Origin of the sequence: Phascolarctobacterium succinatutens YIT 12067, from assembly GCF_000188175.1 — a bacterium.
In the GTDB taxonomy this organism is placed as follows: Bacteria; Bacillota; Negativicutes; order Acidaminococcales; family Acidaminococcaceae; genus Phascolarctobacterium_A; species Phascolarctobacterium_A succinatutens.
The window spans coordinates 1-20,112 of the sequence record NZ_GL830855.1 but is presented as its reverse complement, the minus strand read 5'-3'; the positions used below and the strand labels follow the sequence as shown (position 1 = coordinate 20,112).

20 protein-coding genes are annotated in these 20,112 nt (G+C 47.2%); all 20 read left to right on the top strand.

Annotated elements, in window-relative coordinates; all coding sequences use genetic code 11:
- The first annotated feature begins 31 nt into the window (after positions 1–31).
- Positions 32–1,231, top strand: coding sequence for a hypothetical protein (locus HMPREF9443_RS01765; RefSeq protein WP_009144775.1), 1,200 nt, complete (start codon positions 32–34; stop codon positions 1,229–1,231).
- Positions 1,228–1,581, top strand: a complete 354-nt coding sequence (locus HMPREF9443_RS01760) for a CGGC domain-containing protein (RefSeq protein ID WP_040564693.1) — start codon at positions 1,228–1,230, stop codon at positions 1,579–1,581. The genes HMPREF9443_RS01765 and HMPREF9443_RS01760 overlap by 4 nt, the downstream gene beginning before the upstream one ends.
- Positions 1,581–1,988, top strand: coding sequence for a GNAT family N-acetyltransferase (locus HMPREF9443_RS01755; RefSeq protein WP_009144773.1), 408 nt, complete (start codon positions 1,581–1,583; stop codon positions 1,986–1,988). The genes HMPREF9443_RS01760 and HMPREF9443_RS01755 overlap by 1 nt, the downstream gene beginning before the upstream one ends.
- Positions 1,989–2,189: 201 nt before the next feature.
- Positions 2,190–2,729: a ribosome hibernation-promoting factor, HPF/YfiA family gene (hpf, locus tag HMPREF9443_RS01750; RefSeq protein ID WP_040564691.1), complete on the top strand. Its 540-nt coding sequence runs from the start codon at positions 2,190–2,192 to the stop codon at positions 2,727–2,729.
- Between the two features lie 129 nt (positions 2,730–2,858).
- Positions 2,859–5,318: a preprotein translocase subunit SecA gene (gene secA, locus HMPREF9443_RS01745; protein WP_009144771.1), complete on the top strand. Its 2,460-nt coding sequence runs from the start codon at positions 2,859–2,861 to the stop codon at positions 5,316–5,318.
- A 118-nt stretch (positions 5,319–5,436) separates the two neighbouring features.
- A protein-coding gene (prfB, locus tag HMPREF9443_RS01740; RefSeq protein ID WP_187363676.1) for a peptide chain release factor 2 occupies positions 5,437–6,541 on the top strand; the annotation gives its coding sequence in 2 pieces (ribosomal slippage) (positions 5,437–5,505 and positions 5,507–6,541; 1,104 coding nt in all).
- Positions 6,542–6,569: 28 nt separating this feature from the next.
- Positions 6,570–8,669 carry a DUF5693 family protein gene (locus HMPREF9443_RS01735; RefSeq protein WP_009144769.1) on the top strand — a complete coding sequence of 700 codons (2,100 nt, stop codon included), beginning with the start codon at positions 6,570–6,572 and terminating at the stop codon, positions 8,667–8,669.
- Complete coding sequence (gene csaB, locus HMPREF9443_RS01730; RefSeq protein ID WP_009144768.1) at positions 8,666–9,748, top strand: polysaccharide pyruvyl transferase CsaB; 1,083 nt, start codon at positions 8,666–8,668, stop codon at positions 9,746–9,748. The genes HMPREF9443_RS01735 and csaB overlap by 4 nt, the downstream gene beginning before the upstream one ends.
- 25 nt (positions 9,749–9,773) lie before the next feature.
- Positions 9,774–10,451 carry a cell division ATP-binding protein FtsE gene (ftsE, locus tag HMPREF9443_RS01725; protein WP_009144767.1) on the top strand — a complete coding sequence of 226 codons (678 nt, stop codon included), beginning with the start codon at positions 9,774–9,776 and terminating at the stop codon, positions 10,449–10,451.
- Complete coding sequence (gene ftsX / locus HMPREF9443_RS01720) at positions 10,441–11,328, top strand: permease-like cell division protein FtsX (RefSeq protein WP_040564706.1); 888 nt, start codon at positions 10,441–10,443, stop codon at positions 11,326–11,328. Before ftsE ends, ftsX begins: the two co-directional genes overlap by 11 nt.
- A 14-nt stretch (positions 11,329–11,342) precedes the next feature.
- Positions 11,343–12,488, top strand: coding sequence for a murein hydrolase activator EnvC family protein (locus tag HMPREF9443_RS01715; protein WP_009144765.1), 1,146 nt, complete (start codon positions 11,343–11,345; stop codon positions 12,486–12,488).
- Between the two features lie 24 nt (positions 12,489–12,512).
- Complete coding sequence (locus HMPREF9443_RS01710; RefSeq protein WP_040564687.1) at positions 12,513–13,667, top strand: S41 family peptidase; 1,155 nt, start codon at positions 12,513–12,515, stop codon at positions 13,665–13,667.
- 12 nt (positions 13,668–13,679) lie between these two features.
- Positions 13,680–14,027 (top strand): arsenate reductase family protein, encoded by a 348-nt coding sequence (locus HMPREF9443_RS01705; RefSeq protein WP_009144763.1) that lies wholly within the window; start codon positions 13,680–13,682, stop codon positions 14,025–14,027.
- Between the two features lie 151 nt (positions 14,028–14,178).
- Complete coding sequence (locus tag HMPREF9443_RS01700) at positions 14,179–15,396, top strand: DUF1343 domain-containing protein (RefSeq protein WP_009144762.1); 1,218 nt, start codon at positions 14,179–14,181, stop codon at positions 15,394–15,396.
- Positions 15,397–15,523: 127 nt separating this feature from the next.
- The gene (locus HMPREF9443_RS01695; protein ID WP_009144761.1) at positions 15,524–16,045 is read left to right on the top strand and encodes a nitroreductase; all 522 of its coding nucleotides are present in this window, start codon (positions 15,524–15,526) and stop codon (positions 16,043–16,045) included.
- Positions 16,046–16,075: 30 nt separating this feature from the next.
- Positions 16,076–16,408, top strand: coding sequence for a hypothetical protein (locus HMPREF9443_RS01690; RefSeq protein WP_009144760.1), 333 nt, complete (start codon positions 16,076–16,078; stop codon positions 16,406–16,408).
- Positions 16,409–16,687: 279 nt separating this feature from the next.
- Positions 16,688–16,954: a ribosomal L7Ae/L30e/S12e/Gadd45 family protein gene (locus tag HMPREF9443_RS01685; protein ID WP_021719357.1), complete on the top strand. Its 267-nt coding sequence runs from the start codon at positions 16,688–16,690 to the stop codon at positions 16,952–16,954.
- 52 nt (positions 16,955–17,006) lie between these two features.
- A complete protein-coding gene (rpsL, locus tag HMPREF9443_RS01680) occupies positions 17,007–17,387 on the top strand; it encodes a 30S ribosomal protein S12 (protein WP_009144758.1) in 381 nt (126 codons plus the stop codon).
- Positions 17,388–17,433: 46 nt separating this feature from the next.
- Positions 17,434–17,904, top strand: coding sequence for a 30S ribosomal protein S7 (gene rpsG / locus HMPREF9443_RS01675; protein WP_009144757.1), 471 nt, complete (start codon positions 17,434–17,436; stop codon positions 17,902–17,904).
- A 35-nt stretch (positions 17,905–17,939) separates the two neighbouring features.
- A complete protein-coding gene (fusA, locus tag HMPREF9443_RS01670) occupies positions 17,940–20,042 on the top strand; it encodes an elongation factor G (protein WP_040564683.1) in 2,103 nt (700 codons plus the stop codon).
- Positions 20,043–20,112: the final 70 nt, after the last annotated feature.

Here is a 20,112-nt window from a genome sequence, read left to right as displayed (position 1 = left end):
ATAATATTTTTTTGTTCAAGGAGGGTAAAAAATGAAAAAGCTATTATTGATTCCGGCGTTCATGACAATGTTCTTTGTCGGCACCGTCGCAGTTTCTGCTGCCTTCGCTGCTCAGCCTGCACCGCCGCAGAAAAGCAAAATGATGCTGCTGCCGCCCAAAGACGGCAAGCATCCGCCGATGCCACCGCGTATGCGCCGGCCACAGCTTTCCAATGCAGAGGCTGCGGAAAAACTGCAGTCCGCATACGGCTACCGTTATTCTGATATGCTGCGACTGTTGAATATCGGCCATAGCTATGGCGATATGAACACAGCCTGCTTGTATGCGTATCTGTCCGGTGAGCCGGTAGAAAAGGTGCTGCAGCTGCGTCAGCCTGCAACCTGGGGAAGGGTGCGTGCGCAGCTAGGGCTGACGCCTAAGCTGTATGCCGAAAAATATATGGAGTATCAGGCAAGCTATCTGCCTGCCGACAGCCTGGTAGACAGAGAAACGGCGCTGAAATATCTGCGACAGGGTTATCCGCTGGGCGATATTCAGCAGGCTGCCAAGCTGGCCAAGGAGAGCGGCAAAACTTTGGCACAGGTATTGCCTATGCGCACTGTTACCTGTGATTGGCAGCAGGTTAAGGAAAAGCTGGGCTTGCAGCAGGAACAAAAACAGGACCAGCCTTTCGCCTTCAGAGGACGCGGCCAGCGTAGCGGCGCAGGCTTTGCCGGCTTGCATACACGCAACATGACAGCAGAAAGAGCTGTAAAGATTTTCCACGCTGATTATCTTTTTGATGAAGCAGAGCTGCTGCCGCTATATGAAAAGTATGGCTTTGAAGGCTTGGAGGATATCTGCCTGCATGCCTACATGAGTAAAAAGACACTGCAGGAAATTATTGACCTGCGCGATAAATATTCTTGGGAGCGTATGAAGTATGTGCTTGGCTTGACACCGCAGGTATATTTTGACCGCTGCGTGGATTATCAGGCACGACGTCTGGCAGAACGCATGGATATCCCGCAGAAGGTAACGAAGAAGTATATGCATATGGGCTACGCAATGCATCATATCAACAGTTCTTATCTGCTTGCACAAAAGGCCGGTCTGGATATTAAGGATGTTATTGATTTGAAGACGCCGAAGAATTCCTGGCAGGATGTGGCGCTGAAAATCGGTCTGACTGTTGAAGATTGCCGAGAGGTTAAGAACAAAATCAGTAAGGACTTTGGGAGGCATGAATGAAACGTATAGTAATTTTACGTTGCCTGCGTTCCAATAATGTATGTACCGGTGCAGCCTGCATGCGTGCTTTTAATACAAAAAGCGGTGCCTTCGCCAGATATGGCGAGGAACCGCTGGAGCTGGAGGCTTATTGGAGCTGCAACGGCTGCGGTGACTGCCGTTTTGAGCATCAGGCCGGCATTGAAGAAAAGCTGGAGCGTATCATCGGCCTTAAGCCGGATGCTGTGCATGTTGGCGTTTGTGTTAAGCACCGCACGCAGGATGGCCAGGTTGTTACCTGCAAAACTATTGAAGAAATTTGCGAGCGCTTGGAGGCTGCGGGACTGACAATTGTGGAAGGTACGCACTGATGGATGTACTTAGATTTGCAGAATACAAGACCTACAATGAAGCCGAAATTATGGCGTTATATAGTAGTGTTGGCTGGAGTAATTATACCAATAATCCGGCAATGCTAAGAAAAGCTTATAAGAATTCACTTTATGTTTTAGCTGCTTATGCTGATGGAAAGCTTGTGGGGATACTCCGTGCTGTCGGTGATGGTGCTTCTGTGGTTTTTCTGCAGGATTTAATAGTGCTGCCGGAATTTCAGCGTCATGGCATTGGTTCACAGCTTATGCGGAAGGTTATGGAAAAGTATGCCGATGTCTATCAACTGCAGCTCCTTACAGAAGCAAGTGAAAAAAATATTGCTTTTTATGAATTCCTTGGGTTAAAAAGAGTCGAAAAGTATGGTTGCTGCGCTTTTATAAGATGAGGATGTTAACATCGGTTATAAGCTGTAATCAATATAACACTATTGCAACAAATCTAAGCAAATTAGATAATTTTTGCAAACTTTAGCAGGAGTTTTCGTTCCTATAGCGAAATATAAAAGCAAAGGGATAAAGCCCGAGCCCTTGATAGAAAAATGGTAGCACCGAAGCAATTTGGCGACATACCAAAGGAGGCATTGATTATGAGTGTAAACGTAAAAGGCAGAAACATTGATGTGACCCCGGCTCTGAAAGAGTATGTGGAGAAAAAAATTACCAAGGTTACTAAGCAGTTTAAGACTGTTGGTGACATTTCTGCAGTACTGAAGGTTGAGAAAGGTAACCATATTGTAGAAATTACGGTTCCTGCAAGCGGCATTTTGCTGAGAGCACAGGAAACCACGAAAGATATGTATTCATCTATTGATTTGGTTGTAGAGAAAATTGAACGTCAGATTCACAAATATAAAACTCGTCTGATGAAGAGAAAATACAGCAACTTTGCTGATACCGCTGTTCCTGCTCCGGCACCTGCTGCGGAAGCTGCTGACGATGGCGAATTCGAAATCATTAAGAATAAACGCTTCATCATGCATCCGATGACTCCGGAAGAAGCAATCCTGCAAATGAATCTGTTGAATCACGATTTCTTCGTATTCTACGATCCCGATCTGGGTGCTACCAATGTAGTTTACCGCCGTAAGGATGGCAAATACGGCTTGCTGAGCCCGGAACTGAAATAAGTGAATATTTTAACCTAAACTTCACAAAAAAGCACAGGATTTGCTCCTGTGCTTTTTGCTTTTTAAGAGAGATTCTGTTATAATTTAAAATTAGGTGTATAGTCTTTTCAAACACCATAATTTTAAGGAGTGATCGTGTTGCTCGAAGGCATTTTAAAGAAAATTTTTGGTGACCCCAACGAAAAAGAAATCAAGAATATTCGTGTAATCGTAGATAAGATTAATAGTCTTGAAAAGGATATGGAAAGTCTTAGTTCTGCCAATTTGGCAGCCAAGACCAGCGAATTTAAAGTACGTTTGCAAAAGGGCGAAACTCTGGACGATATCCTTCCGGAAGCATTTGCCGTTGTCCGTGAAGCTTCCAGACGTGTTACCGGCATGCGTCATTTTGATGTGCAGTTAATCGGTGGCGTAGTGCTCCATCGCGGCAAAATTGCCGAGATGCGTACCGGCGAAGGTAAAACTCTGGTAGCTACTGCGCCTGTATATCTGAACGCACTGACCGGCAAGGGCGTGCATGTTGTAACTGTTAATGATTATCTGGCACGCCGTGACAGCGAGGATATGGGCCGTATTTACAAGTTCCTCGGTCTGTCTGTAGGTCTGATTGTGCATGATATGGATTTCCCAGATCGTAAGGCTGCTTATGCTGCAGATATTACTTACGGTACAAATAACGAATTCGGCTTTGACTATCTGCGTGATAACATGGTAGTTGATGAAAATCAGATGGTTCAGCGTGAGCTGAATTACTGTATTGTCGATGAGGTCGACAGTATCCTGATTGACGAAGCGCGTACCCCGCTGATTATCTCCGGCCCCGGTGAAAAATCCACCGAGCTGTATCAGGTTCTGGCCCGTGTTGTTGCCAACATGGAAGAGGGCGAGGATTACACTGTTGATGAAAAACAAAAACAGGTAGCACCTACCGAAAAGGGTATTGCCAAGGCAGAAAAAATGCTGGGCATCGGCAACCTGTATGACAATGAGCATGGTGTGGACTACTCTCACCAGATTATGTGCGCTCTGAAGGCTAAGGCTTTGATGCACCGCGACCGCGATTATGTGGTTAAGGATGGTCAGGTTATCATCGTTGATGAATTTACCGGCCGTCTGATGTTCGGCCGTCGTTTCTCCGAAGGCCTGCATCAGGCTATCGAAGCTAAGGAAGGCGTAAAGGTAGAACGCGAAAGCCAGACACTGGCAACTATTACCTTCCAGAACTACTTCCGTATGTACAAAAAGCTCGCCGGCATGACCGGTACCGCTAAGACCGAGGAGCAGGAGTTCCAGAAAATTTATAATCTGCCGGTTGTTGTTGTACCTACCAATAAGCCGATGATCCGTATTGACTATCCTGATGTTATCTATAAAACACGTATTGCCAAATACAAGGCAGCAGTCAACGAGATTGAAGAATGCCATAAGTCCGGCCGTCCGGTACTGGTTGGTACTACTTCCATCGCTCAATCCGAAGAGCTGAGCGCTATGCTTAAACGCCGCAACATTCCGCATAACGTGCTGAATGCGAAGTACCATGAAAAAGAGGCTGAGATTATTTCTCATGCAGGCCAATACGGTGCTGTAACCATTGCTACCAACATGGCAGGCCGTGGTACCGATATTACCTTGGGTGAAGGTGTTCCTGAATTGGGTGGTCTGCATATCATCGGTACCGAGCGTCATGAAAGCCGTCGTATCGATAACCAGCTGCGTGGCCGTTGCGCCCGTCAGGGTGACCCCGGTTCCTCCAAGTTCTTCCTGAGCCTGGAGGATGATCTGATGCGTTTGTTCGGCAGTGATAATATTGCCGGCATTATGGACAAGCTGGGCATGGAGGACGATGAGCCGATTGAACACAGCCTTGTTACCAAGTCCATTGAAAATGCGCAGAAGAAGGTTGAAGCACGTAACTTCAGCATTCGTAAGCACGTTCTCGAATATGACGATGTTATGAATCAGCAGCGTGAGGTTATTTACTCTCAGCGTCATAAAATCCTGCATCAGGAAAATCTTAAGGATACCATCAAGGAAATGGTTGATGAAACCGTTGAACGTACTATGACCATGTACGCACCGCCTGAGGTTTACTCTGAGGATTGGGATCTGCAGGCTCTGATTAACTACGCTGAGGATTTCTATGCTCCGCGTGGTCTGCTGACCGTAGATTATCTGCAAAACCTCAGCCGTGAAGAGCTGGCTGAATATCTGCAGAAGGTTGCTGATGACAACTACCAGGCACGTGAGGACGCAATTGGTCCTGAGCTGATGCGCGAGCTGGAAAACCTGGTTATGCTGAAGGTTGTAGACAACCACTGGATGGAGCATCTGGATGCTATGGATATGTTGCGTGAGGGCGTTGGCCTACGTGCATATGGCCAGAAGGATCCGCTGGTTGAGTACAAATTTGAAGCCTACGATATGTTTGAAGCCATGATGGAGGCTATCAAGGAAGACGTTGTTCGTTACATTTACCGCGTCAATGTTATTACCCAGCCGCAGGTTGAAGACCCGCTGGAAAATGCTTCCACCAATAACCCGACTCCCGAGGGTGACGAGGGTAATTTGAAAGCTGAACCCAAGAAATAATTTTTAAGTCAGCAGCCTTGGCTGCTGACTTACTTAGCCTTGTTTGCAAGAACTCGGCAAAACGGCTGAGGCCGTAAATAACTAATATTTGCTACACGAAAGGTTGTGAGGAATTTTGTTGATTGAAGAATATAAGCCTGAAATTACAAATCTGCAAGCAAAATTAGAGGAAATGAGGGGATCTCTTTGACATCGCTGTCAAAGAAGATCGTATTGCAGAATTAGAACATAAAATGGGTGATCCTACTTTTTGGGATGATCCGGAAAAGGCACAAAAAACTGCGCAGGATGTTAACAGCTTAAAGGAAGAGGTTGACGGTTTCCATAAATTAAGCGCAGGTGTTGATGATTTGGAAGCTTTGCAGGAGATGGCTGCCGAAGAAAATGATGAAAGCCTGCTTCCTGAAATGGATGAGCTGCTGGCAAAATGCCGCAGCGAGCTGGAGCATTTGGAATTAGGTATGCTGCTCAGCGGTGAATATGATGCCAATAATGCTATCCTGACACTGCATGCAGGTGCCGGCGGCACCGAAGCGCAGGATTGGACCAGCATGCTGCTGCGTATGTTTACCCGCTTTGCGGAGCAAAACGGTTTTGCGTTGGAAATGCTCGACTATCAGCCGGGTGATGAGGCCGGTGTAAAAAGTGCTACTATCCAGGTTAACGGCCATAATGCTTATGGCTTCTTGCGCTCTGAAAAGGGTGTACACCGCCTGGTGCGCATTTCTCCGTTTGATGCCAATGCTCGTCGTCACACCTCCTTTGCTGCGGTAGACGTAATGCCGGAGCTGGATGATACTGTTGATGTAAATATTAATATGGATGAGGTGCGCGTCGATGTTTACCGTTCCAGCGGTGCCGGCGGTCAGCACGTCAATAAAACGTCCTCTGCTGTACGTATGACACATGAACCGACGGGTATCGTTGTTCAATGTCAGAATGAGCGTTCCCAAATTCAGAACCGTGAGCGCTGCCTGCAGATGCTGCGTGCAAAATTATATGAATATGAAAAGGCTAAGCAGGATGCTCTTGTCAGCGATATTGCCGGTGATTACCAGAATATCGAATGGGGCAGCCAGATCCGTTCCTATGTGTTCCAGCCCTATACTATGGTTAAGGACCATCGTACCGGCTGCGAAACCGGTAACATTCAGGCTGTTATGGATGGCGATCTGATGCCGTTCGTAGAAGCATATCTGCGCAGTCAGCAGAAAAAGGTTTAATAAAGCGAGGTCTGGACAGGTGAATTTTATGAAAAGCCGATATAATCCTTTGCTTTTGGCAGTAATCGTAATCGGTCTGGTTTGTGCCTTATGGCTGAACGTTGTCCGTCACGATGTTGAACAAAAAAACAATACTGTAGAAATGGCTATGGAGTACGAGGGCTTACGTAAGCTGGCCGCTTTGCAGGGCCTGCCGGAGGAGGATGTACTGCGTCAGTTTAAGGATGCAGGCATCAACTCGCTGATGATTTTCGATACTACGTTGGAGCGCCTGACTAAAAACGGCGAAATCCAGACGGTAACAGGCGGTGAGCTGCGTCAGGCAGCTGCGCTTGGTTCCGGCATGGGTGTTTTCGCTAATGTGGGAGCCGGCGATATTGAAGAAAATGCTGCTTACGTTGCTGCTACTGACAAGCAGTCTGTCTTAGATGATGTAGAGCAGGATTTGTGCCTGCGCTACGGTGCTGACCGTGTAAAGGTTGTAAGTGAAAATCCGCGTATTATCAAAATCAAGGGCAGCACTACACCTCTGCCTGAGGGCAAATACGATGAGCCTCAGGGACTGCTGCAGGCTCCTTTAGGCTTGCCGGTGCAGGATATGCGTAAGGTTGCTGCTTTGGGCTTCAAAATTATCGTACGTCCGCAAAATTATGTGGATGTAACTGATGAGCAGATTGACGGCATTTTTGCCCGCATTAAAGAAGCCGGTGTACCGGTTGATGCCCTGATGCCATGCGGTACAGAGGTTGTAGGTTATCCTAACAAAATGCAGCATTTGGGCGAGCGCATGAAGGAAAACAATATGACGCTGGTAATGCTGGAGCATTACACCCAGCTGCAGTTTGCCAAAATCGACGGCCTGTTGCCGTTGGCTGAGTTCAATGACTACAAGGCTGCCCGTTCCTATGTTATCGACCCTACCGAGCAAAAGAAAATCAGCGTGGGCGAGGCTCTGCGCCGTTGGGCGCTGACGGACGAGGAGCGCAATATCCGTGTGAACTACATCCGTCCCTTCCTGATGCCTGAGGGTGGTCAGGATATTATGAAGACTAACCTGAAATATGTGCGTGATATCAAGGCCAGCGTTGAAGCGCGTGGTTACACTATCGGCGAAGCAGGTGTTTTCAGTGCCGAAAACAAAGATGGCTTTGCACCGTATTTCCCCGCTAAGGTAAGCTTTATTCCTATTGTATTGGCGATTGCCGCCGGTGTAGTGCTGTATCTTGCGCTGCTCTTTAACCTGGGCGGTAAGCAGCAAATAGCACTGTGGGCTGTTTTTTCTGCCGGAGCTTTGGCACTGCTGTTTATCGGCCGCGGCCTGTTTACGCGTCAGCTGCTGGCTTTGGCGGCAGCAAGTGTTTTCCCGGTGCTTTCAATGAATGTTATCTTTAACATTTGGGATAAAAATACGAGTGATAAGCACAGCCTGCTTGCTATCTGCTGGAACGGTATCTGGCAGCTGGCGTTGGCTATTGCTTTATCTTTGGTGGGTGCAGCCTTCCTGTCGGCTATTTTGACAGACAGCCGCTTCCTGCTGGAGATTGATATCTACCGCGGAGTAAAATTAACCTTTATTTTGCCGGTTATGCTGACAGCTGTTCTCTTTATGAAACGCTATGACCTGCTGCAGGTTGTGGGCAAGGGATTGAAAACTCTATGGGAGCGTCTTAACGGTCTGCTGGATACAGGGATTACCTTCCGCCATGTAGCAGTGCTTGCGGTACTGCTGTTTATTGCTTATTATTTTGTCGGCCGCAGCGGTCACACAGGTGGTGTGCCTGTACCGGCAATTGAATTGAAGATGCGTGCTTTCTTAGAGCAGCTGATGTATGCACGTCCGCGCGAAAAAGAATTTATGATCGGGCATCCGGCATTTTTCGTGGCAGTGCTTGCTGTTTACCGTTGCGCACCGCGTTGGTGGCAGTTTGTACTGACCTGTGCTGCCGTTATCGGACAGGGCAGTCTGGTGCAGACCTTCTGTCATATGCGTACACCTGTTGTTATGAGCTTTGTACGTGCTCTCGACGGCTATGCTGTTGGCGTTGTATTCGGCGTAATCGCTGTACTGGTGCTTGGCATGCTGTTGCCTTTAGTTGTTAAGTTTAGAAGGAGATACCTTGAAGAATGAGTAAGATCGTGATTTCCGGATACTATGGATTTGCTAATGCCGGAGATGAAGCTATGCTGACCGCGATCATTAAGGCTTTGCGCAGTACGGAAAAGACCGTGGAGCTGACGGTTATCTCAGGCAATCCGCCCGCTACTGCCGCAAGACACAAGGTGAATTCTCTTCATCGTTTCAGCTTTTGCAAAATTTTTGCTGCCCTCATGGACTGCGACCTGCTGCTCAGCGGCGGTGGCAGTCTTCTGCAGGATATTACCAGCAAGCGCAGTCTGTTATATTATCTGTTTATCCTGGCTTTGGGCCTGCTGCTCAAAAAAAAGGTTATGCTTTTCGGCCAGGGTATAGGTCCTATCCATAACAGACTTATGCGCAGGCTGACTAAATTTATCTGCAGCCGGGTGGATTTAATTACCGTGCGTGACCAGGATTCTTTGTATGAACTGCGTCGCATCGGTGTACCAGCGGAAAAGGTGCAGCTGACAGCCGATTCTGTGTTGACCTTGCCGCAGGAGAGTAAAGAAAAAGGACTAGAGCTGCTGCAGCAGTTTGGTGTGCCGCAAGATAAAATGCTGATAGCTATAAGTGTACGTAAATGGCAGGAGGATGACAAGTACCTGCTGGAGCTGGCTAAGGCTGCGGATATTCTGGCTAAGGAATATAAGGCACATATTGTGCTGCTGCCGCTGCAATATCCTGTGGATGTTGCTGCCTGCAACAGATTGCAGCACTTTATGAGGCGCAAGGCAGACAGTACTGTTTTGGAAACCGGCTGTGATACCGAGCAGTTTTTGTCGCTGATGGGTAACTTTAATCTGCTTATCGGTATGCGTCTGCATGCACTGATTTTTGCTGCAGTTATGGAGCTGCCTTTTGTGGCTGTATCCTATGATCCCAAAATTGACGGCTTTGTCAAAGACATTAACGGCATCAGCGCAGGAGCTGTGGAAACACTGCAGGCTGCGCAGGTAGTTTCTTCTGCGCGTAAGGCGCTGGCCTCTGCCAATGCTGCTCATGGACTTTTGGATACATTGAGAGCTAAAGCTTTTTTAAATGCAAAGGAAGCCTTTGATTTATTAAATTGAGAGGAGATTGAAGGTAGTGCTGAAAATGACTGATGTAAGCAAGGTATATCCCGGTGGGTCTGTTGCCTTGCAGAACGTCGATATTCATATTGAACCAGGCGAATTCGTCTTTGTTGTAGGACCTAGCGGCGCTGGTAAGTCTACCTTTATCAAAATGCTGTTCCGTGAGGTTCTGCCGACCACGGGCAGCATTTTTGTTAATGGTGTGGATATTTTATCGCTGACACCCAATGAGATTCCGTATATGAGGCGTCAGCTGGGCATAATTTTCCAGGATTACCGTCTGCTTCCGGACCGTACTGTTTATGAAAACGTAGCTTTTGCTATGGAGGTAATAGAAACACCGCGCCGCAAGATTAAGCGCAGAGTGTTGAACGTATTGGATCTTGTCGGCCTGCGTCACCGTGCCAATGCTTATCCTAATGAGCTGAGCGGCGGCGAGCAGCAGCGTATCGCTATTGCCCGTGCTATTGTCAATGATCCTATTATGGTAATTGCTGACGAACCTACAGGTAACCTGGACCCGGAAACAAGCTGGGATATTATGGAAATCTTTAAGGAAATTAATGCTGAAGGAACTACGATTGTCATGGCAACTCACGATAAAGAAATAGTTGATGCCATGGGCAAGCGCGTTATAGCCATAGAGGACGGGCATATCGTACGTGATGAAGCAAGCGGGGTATATGGCTATGAGCTTTAGTACAAAAGAATATTTTGTTAAGGAAACCTATAAATCTATCAGGCGTAACGGCTTTATGAGCTTTGCTTCTATTTCGACTGTTGCGGTTTCGCTGTTAGTGCTGGGAATGTTTCTGCTGATTTTTCTAAACACCAACAATTTGGCACAGTATCTGGAAAGTCAGGTACAGGTGTCGGTCTATATGCAGGATAATGCTTCTGCGGAGGAGCTGAAAGCAGTAGAGGCGAAGCTGAAGAAGATGCCCGGTGTAGTTAAAGTAACACCGGTAAGCAAGCAGCAGGCTCTGGCACGCTTCAAGGAGCGTCTTGGCGATCAGGAGCAGCTGCTCAACAGTTTGGGTAAGGACAATCCTTTCCCAAATTCCTTTGAGGTGCAGGTGGATAATCCGGAGCGCATAAAGGTTATCACGCCTTCTATCGGACAGCTGCCTAAGGTAGAAACAGCTAAATTCGGTCAGGAGGTTGTGGAGCACCTGTTTTCTCTGACTAAAATATTGCGCTTCGGCGGCATTGTGCTCGTTATATTTTTAGCTATGGCAACGCTGTTTATTATTTCCAATACTATCCGTCTGACGGTTTTTGCCCGCCGTAAGGAAGTTGTCATTATGAAATATGTAGGTGCAACCGACTGGTTTATCCGCTGGCCGTTTTTGCTGGAAGGAATGACCTTAGGCTTTTTCGGCGCTGTGATTGCATCTGTCTGCATTAACAGCCTTTACGCCGGGCTGTTGGAAAGAATCCATGCTACTCTGGCCTTTCTGCCGTTACTGCCCACATCTCCCTTATTGTTTTATGTAACAATATTTTTACTGGCGGCAGGTACCGGTATCGGCGCTTTGGGCAGTTATATCTCCTTGCGTAAGTTCTTGCGCGTTTAAGGGAGGCAGAAGTGATGGAGAAAAAGAAGCTGGGCGGTCTGCTGCTGGCATTATGGCTGGCGGTGCTGCCGCTTTACGGAGCCATGTGCTTTGCCGATACTGCTGATGACAAGCGTGCCGAACTGAATGATGTACGTCAGCGTATGGAGCGGATGCAGACCCGCAAGGAGCAGGCGCGCAGGAAGGCTGAAAGCGCCAGCGCGGAGCTTAGCGAGGTTATGGGCAGCCTTAACGAACTGCAGGCACAGGCTAATAATCTGCAGAAAAAAAGCGATGCTTTGCAGGGAAAAATAAATGATAACCAGGCTAAGCTGGAGAAAAAGCAACAGGAAATGCAGGAGCGGATGCTGATTTATCGCAAGCGTCTGCGTGATATTTATATCAACGGCCAGATAAATTATCTGGATGTGCTTTTGGGTGCCAAGGATTTCAGTGATTTTTCCTCGCGCATGTATTTGCTGCAAAAAATCATCAGCCGCGACCTGGAGCTGTTGGAAAAGCTGAAGCAGGATGCTGCGGAAATCAACAGCCGCAAGGAGCAGCTGGCAGCTGAAATGAAGGAAATCAAGGCTACCCAGACAGAGCTGGAAGCAAAAAAAGCTAAAGTAAATAAGCTGCGTGAGCAGCGTGCCTATATGCTTTACAAGGCACAGGAGGAAGAGCAGTCCAGCCAGGAGGAATATGAGCGTCTGCTGGCTATTTCGGAAAATATCGCCTCTATGCTGCGTAATATGGAAAACGCAGGCGGCGGTGCTCCTGCAGGACAAGGCGGTACAGGTCAGTTTATGTGGCCTTGTAACGGTCCGATTACCTCCTACTATGGTTGGAGAACGCATCCGATTTTCGGTACAACCAAGTACCATAGCGGTATGGATATTGCGGTTGATTCGGGAACGCCGATTCACGCTGCTGACAGCGGCACGATTGTTTACAGCGGTTGGCTTGGAGGCTACGGCAACTGCGTAATGATTGACCATGGCGGCGGTCTGGTAACGCTTTATGCACATAATTCGGCGTTAAATGTTGGTGAGGGGCAATATGTAAGCAAGGGCACGGTAGTTGCCTATGCCGGCAGTACCGGTTATTCTACCGGACCGCACTGTCACTTTGAGGTGCGTCTGCATGGCGAGCTTACGGAGCCGTTAAATTATTTACCGTGACAGATATAAACGGAGGCAAGAAAAGTGTTTAGAAAAAGAAGATGGCAGCTTGCAGCCTGCTGCCTGCTTACAGCGCTGGTGACTATCGCAGCGGTAGTGGGAACAGAAGCTGTGCTGTTAAACAGGTTAACGGGCAGTGCCTCTGAATCGGTGCGTTTTTTGCGTACTATGAATCTTTTAAAGCGTAACTATAATGGTGAAGTAGACAATCACCAGCTGTTTGACGGCGCAATAAAAGGTATGGTAGAAGCTGCAGGCGATCCTTATACAGTTTATCTTAACAGCAAGGATTTTCAGCAGCTGAGTGAAATGACAGGGGGCAGCTTTGGCGGTATCGGTATTGTTTTTGGCAAACGCGGTAATGACTATGTAGTTATTTCTGCTTTGGAGGATAATCCCGGCGCAAAGGCCGGTATTAAGAGCGGTGATATTATTACTGCGATTGACGGCAACCCGACGCGTGATATGAACATGGAGCAGGTAGCCAACAAAATCCGCGGCAAGCATGGCACCGTCGTCAAGCTGGAGCTCAAGGGCAAGGATGGCAAGCTGCGTACTGTGAGCGTTGAGCGTTGCGAAATCAAAAATCCGTCTGTTGGCGGTCAGCTTTTGCCTGATACAAAAATCGGTTATATCAGAATAGCCGTATTTAATGAAAATACCGGTGATGACTTTGCAAAAAAATATGCAGAGTTGGAAAAGCAGGGCATGCAGGCCCTGGTGCTTGATTTGCGCGGCAATCCCGGAGGTGTTTTTGATGCAGGTGTTGCCGTCGCCGGTATGCTGGTGCCTAAGGGACCTATTGTTTCTGTTGTAGATAAAAATGGCAACAAGTATGAAGAAACCTCCAGTCTGGAGAAGGTGAAATATCCTTTGGCTGTGCTTGTTGATCATGGCAGTGCCAGCGCTGCGGAAATTGTTGCCGGTGCGATTAAGGATACCAAAAGCGGTAAGCTTTTCGGTACCAAAACCTTCGGTAAAGGCAGTGTGCAATCGGTATACCGCCTGGACAGCAATACGGCAGTGAAAATTACGGTAGCCAAATATTATACACCGTCCGGTGTTTCTATTCATAATGTAGGTATTGAGCCTGATGTGAAGGTAGAGCTGCCGGAGGATGCTACTGTTGATGTTCAGCTGAAGGCAGCGGAGGACTATCTGCTGCAGCAGCTGCAGTAAGGAGGTATAAAAATGTTATTTATCTGTTACCCAAAATGTTCTACCTGCAAAAAGGCAGAGCAGTATCTGCAGGCTAAAGGCCTGAACTTTACTGTGCGTGATATCAAGACTGATAATCCGACAGCTGACGAGCTGCGTACCTGGTATGCAGCCAGCGGTTTGCCGCTGAAACGCTTCTTCAACACCAGCGGTAATCTGTATAAGCAGCTGGGACTGAAGGATAAGCTGCCGACAATGAGCGAGGACGAGCAGCTTGAGCTGCTTGCAAGCGATGGTATGCTTGTCAAACGTCCGTTGGTAATTTATGACGGCGGCGTGTTGGTTGGCTTTAAAAAGGCTGAATATGACGAGAAGCTCTGATATATTAATTTAAAATAACTTTGAAAAAACAGGCAGAACTTATGCGACAGGTCTGTCTGTTTTTTCTCTTTCGGAAGAACAGCTTACTTTATCGTCACGGAAACGGCAAATGTGCTAAAATATACTTAGAATTATTTTTGGGAGGGGTTTAATGAAAAAGTTGTTATGCATATTATGCAGTTTATTGATAGTGCTGTTTGCAGCAACAAGCTTTGCGGCAGCCGGGGAAAAAAGAGTTGTATTAGGTATTGAACGCATTGATGAGCCGTTTGCTAAGCAGCTGCTTGCAGGGAAAAGGCTGGGACTTTTTACTAATCAGTCCGGCGTGGACAGCAAGCTTCGCAGCAGCACAGAGCTGCTGCAGAAGAGCTATAATCTGACGGCACTGTTTGTGCCTGAGCATGGATTGTTCGGCGCTGTGGCGGCAGGCGAAACCTTTGAGAGTCACACCTATAAGGATATACCTGTACACAGTCTGTATGGAGAAGATCGCAGGCCTACGGCAAAAATGCTGGATGAGATTGACACTATGGTGGTTGATATTCAGGATGTCGGCATTCGTCACTATACATATTTTTCTTCGCTTGCTTATATAATGGAAGAATGTGCCAAAGCGAAAAAGCAGGTTGTTGTTTTGGACCGCCCTAATCCTTTAGGCGGTGCTATGCAGGGACCGGTTCTCAAGCCGGAATATAAAACTTTTATCGGGCTTTACGAGCTGCCGTTGCGTCATGGTCTTACTATAGGTGAATTTGCAAGCTATATCAACGCTACGCAGCATATCGGCTGTGAGCTGGCGGTGGTGTCTATGAAGGGATGGTCACGCAGAGAGCTGTGGCAGGATACAGGCCTGCCATGGGTACAGACATCTCCGCTGATTCCTACGGCGGCGACCGCTTTCCTGTATGGCGCTACCGGTGTAAGCGGTGACAGTAATCTTTCCGTGGGTGTCGGGACAGCTAAACCGTTTTATTTTCTGGGAGCACCTTTTGCTGATGCGGATGCCGTAAAGGCAGCCTTAGATGAAAAGCAGCTTGCTGGCGTGGCTTTTAGAGCAGCACGCTTTACACCGCGTTACGGCACCTATAGCGGTGAGCTGGTGCAGGGCGTAGAAATTTATCTTACGGATTTACGTAAGGTTAATCTGCCTGAGCTGGATTATATTTTGTTTACTACATTTAAAGAATTATATCCGGAGCAGGTAAAAACGCCGGAGCGCGGTTATGGCAGCAAAGGCTATAAGCTGGATATTGCGCTTGGAGAAAGCAGCTTGCGTGAAGGTGAAGCGCCAAAAACAGCTTTTGCGCGTTGGCATCAGGAGTGCGCGGCCTTTGAGCAGCAGGTAAAGCCTTATCTGCTGTACAAGTAAAGCTGCAGAGAAATTAACATTTTTGTTGCATTTTCCGGCAGGATAATAACGGCGCAGGCAAGAATAAAATTAATACAGCGTAACAGCGTAAAATTTTATTTCATTAACGATAAGGAGCTGACATATAATGAATGCAGAATTACAGGCTTTAAAGGAACGCAGAAGCGTACGTAAATATAAGGCGGATATGGTACCGCAGGAGCTGATTGTCCAGGTTATCGATGCCGGTCTTTATGCTGCCAGCGGTCATGGTACGCAGGAAGTAATTATTGTTGCGGTAACCAATAAAGAGGTTCGCGACAAACTGGCGCAGATGAACCGTGAAATTTTGGGCACAAGCATCGACAGTTTTTATGGCGCACCTGTGGTTCTTGTTGTTTTGGGACCTAAAAGCAATAAGCTTACTCCCTATGACGGCAGCCTGGTAATGGGCAACCTGATGCAGGCGGCTCATGCCGTAGGTCTTGGCAGCTGCTGGATTAACCGTGCTAAGGAAGAGTTTGCTTCCGAAGAAGGCAAACAGTTGCTGAAAGAATGGGGTATTGAAGGAGAGTATGAGGGCGTAGGCCACTGCATCCTCGGTTATGCTGACGGACCTGTGCCTCAGGCTGCTCCGCGTAAAGCAAACCGTGTATTTTACGTAAAATAAAAGCGTCCTTAACGAAAGGGGGGAAGAGGAATGCTGAAAAAAACTGTTCTTTGCTTAAGTCTGCTGCTGATTGCTGCATTTCCCTGTATCGCGGGAGCTGCTACTCCTATCAACAGCGCAGGCTACTATAAAAATATCAAGCTGTGCGGTAAAGTGAAAATTGTTGACAGTTTTCCTGATATTAAGGTAAAGGTTGTCGACAGCTTCCCTGATTTAAAAGTAAAGGTTGTCCAAAGCTTTCCCAATAATATAGGCGAGTGGCAATTTGTAGAGTACGGTGAAGATTTCAGAGTTCAGTTTGTTGATAGTTTTCCGGATATAAAAATCAAATACGTTTCTTCCTTCCCGGGCGTGGCAAAATAATATACATATGAGCTGTCAGAAGTGTTGGCAGCTCTTTTTTTATGCGATATTTAAGGTGAAAGCTCTGTTGAAAAAGTACTCCTTGGGTGTACTTTATGTATGAAGAAATAGTCAATGAAACACTTGGATACGTGTAAAGAAAGAAGCGCATTAACACGGCAAAAAGCGCTACTAAATTTTTTAAAAAAGTTGCTAAAAAGTGTTGACAGCTTGTGCATGAGATGTTACAATATACAAGTATCGCGGGAGAGCTATGCGCTCGATGAAGGAGGTAACATGATGGCACTTGAAGCTTTAAAGCAAGCTGAAAAGCATACTGTAGGCGTTAAGCAGACAGAAAAAGCTGTAGCAAGACAAGTTGCCGCTGTCGTCTATATCGCAAGTGATGCGGACGAGAGAGTTACCGGCAGGCTGATGCAACTGTGTCGGGAAAATTCAGTACCGGTTGAAAACACAGAAACGATGCTGGAAATCGGCAGAGCCTGCGGCATAAACGTCAAAGCAGCAGCGGCTGCGATACTTAAAGCCGATAAGGGCTTGGCGTGAGCTGAGTTTTTATAATCATTAAAATCTAATTGTTTGGAAAGGAGGTGCCGATATGCCCACAATTAACCAATTGGTTCGCAAAGGTAGAGAGGTTCTGAAAAGCAAATCTACTGCACCGGCATTGAAAGAATGCCCGCAAAAACGTGGCGTCTGCACTCGTGTTTACACCACTACCCCGAAGAAACCTAACTCTGCACTTCGTAAAGTAGCTCGTGTACGTTTGACCAACGGCATCGAAGTTACTGCTTATATCCCGGGTATCGGCCATAATCTTCAGGAACACAGTGTTGTTCTGATCAGAGGCGGAAGAGTCAAGGACCTTCCTGGTGTGCGTTACCATATCATTCGTGGTGCTCTTGATACTGCAGGCGTTGCTAACCGCAACCAATCTCGCTCCAAGTACGGTGCAAAACGTGCTAAAGCAAAGAAATAATTTCAAGAAAACATTAAGAATGATTTAATCCTAAGGAGGGAAACACATGCCGAGAAAAGGCCCTGTAACTAAAAGAGACGTACTGCCGGATCCGGTGTACGGTTCTAAGCTTTTAACTAGATTTATCAATAAAATTATGCTCGACGGCAAAAAAGGCGTTGCAGAACGTATTGTATACGATGCATTCGACCTGGTTCGTGCAAAGACTGGCAAAGATCCTTTGGAAGTGTTCGATGCTGCTATGCAGAACGTAATGCCGCTGCTGGAAGTTCGTGCCCGTCGTGTTGGTGGTGCAAACTACCAAGTACCTGTTGAAGTACGTGCTGACCGCAAAACCACCCTGGGTATCCGTTGGCTGGTAAACTACTCTCGTCTGCGTGGTGAGCGCACCATGTACGAGCGTGTAGCTGGTGAGATCATGGACGCTTCCAATGGCACTGGCGCAGCTGTTAAGAAACGCGAAGATACCCACAAGATGGCAGAAGCAAACAAAGCATTTGCTCATTACCGCTGGTAATGACCTGTCTCAGTTAATTTGAGGAGGATAAAGAAGTGGGCAGATTAATTCCGCTTGAGAGAACTAGAAATATCGGCATCATGGCTCACATCGATGCTGGTAAAACCACCACAACCGAACGTATTCTGTTCTATACCGGCAGAGTACATAAGATTGGTGAAACCCATGAAGGTGCTGCTACCATGGACTGGATGGTTCAGGAACAAGAGCGTGGTATTACCATCACCTCTGCTGCAACCACCTGCTACTGGGAAGGTTCCGAGCACCAATTCGATAAACATCGTATCAATATCATTGATACCCCGGGTCACGTTGACTTTACTGTAGAAGTTGAACGTTCCCTGCGTGTACTTGATGGTTCCGTTGCAGTTTTCTGTGCTAAGGGCGGTGTTGAGCCTCAGTCCGAAACCGTATGGCGTCAGGCTGACAAATACCATGTACCCCGTATGGCATATGTAAATAAAATGGATATTACCGGTGCAGACTTCTATCGTGTAATTGACATGATGAAGACCCGTCTGAATGCCAATGCAGTACCTATTCAACTGCCTATCGGCTTTGAAGATACTTTCGAAGGCATGATCGACCTGATCAAAATGAGAGCAATCGTTTATGATGATGCACTCGGTAAAGAAGAAGAGTTCGTAGAAATCCAGGCTGACATGAAAGAAAAAGCTGAGGAATACCGTGCAGCATTGGTTGAAGCTGTTGCTGAATCCGATGACGAGCTGATGATGAAATATTTGGAAGGCGAAGAGCTGACCGAAGAAGAAATCCTGGCTGGTATCCGTAAAGCAACTATCGCTTGCAAAATGACTCCGGTTTGCTGCGGTTCTTCCTACAAAAACAAAGGCGTTCAACCGATGCTGGACGCTGTAATCCAATTCATGCCTGCACCGACAGATGTTCCTAACATCAAAGGTGTAAACCCTGAAACCGGCGAAGAAGATGAGCGTCCGTCCAGCGACGAAGCTCCGTTCTCTGCACTGGCATTCAAGATTGCTACCGACCCGTTTGTTGGTAAGCTGGCATTCTTCCGTGTATACTCCGGTACCTTGACTGCTGGTTCTTATGTATATAACTCCACTAAAGGTAAACGCGAGCGTATCGGTCGTATCCTGCAAATGCATGCTAACCACCGCGAAGAAATTGAACAAGTTTACTCCGGTGATATCGCAGCTGCTGTAGGTCTGAAAGACACCACTACCGGTGATACTCTCTGCGATGAGAAAAACGAGATCATCCTCGAATCTATGGTATTCCCTGATCCTGTAATCTCCGTTGCAGTTGAACCTAAAACTAAAGCTGACCAGGAAAAAATGGGCATCGCCCTGCAAAAACTGGCAGAAGAAGATCCGACCTTCCGTGTTCACACTGATCCTGAAACCTCCCAAACCATTATTTCCGGTATGGGCGAGCTTCACCTGGACATCATTGTTGACCGTCTGCTGCGCGAATTCAAAGTAGGCTGCACTGTTGGTAACCCGCAGGTTGCTTATCGCGAAACCATTCGCAAAGCTGTTAAATCCGAAGGTAAATTTGTTCGTCAGTCCGGTGGTAAAGGCCAATATGGTCATTGCTGGCTGGAAATCACTCCGCGTGAACCTGGCGAAGGCTTCCTGTTTGAAAACAAAGTTGTTGGCGGCGCTATTCCTAAGGAATACATCGCTCCTATCGAAGCAGGCGTTAAAGAAGCTATGGAAAACGGCGTAGTTGCTGGTTATCCGATGGTTGATATCGCAGTTACTGTTTATGATGGTTCTTACCATGAAGTCGATTCTTCTGAAATGGCATTTAAGATTGCCGGTTCTATGGGCTTCAAGTCCGGTGCTGAAAAAGCTAACCCGGTTATCCTTGAGCCTTACATGAAAGTAGAAATTACTGTTCCTGAAGAATACATGGGCGACGTAATCGGCGACATCAACTCCCGCCGTGGCCGCATCGAAGGCATGGAAGCTCGTAACGGTGCACAAGTAATCAATGCATTCGTTCCGCTGGCTGAAATGTTTGGTTATGCTACCGACCTGCGCAGCAAAACCCAAGGCCGTGGTAACTACTCCATGGAAGTAGACCACTACGAAGACGTTCCCAGAAACATTGCTGAGGCAATTATTGCTAAAAACAAAGGCACCAACTAAGCCTAGTTTTAACAAACAACCTTAAGGAGGAAATTCACAATGGCAAAAGCTAAATATGAAAGAACTAAAC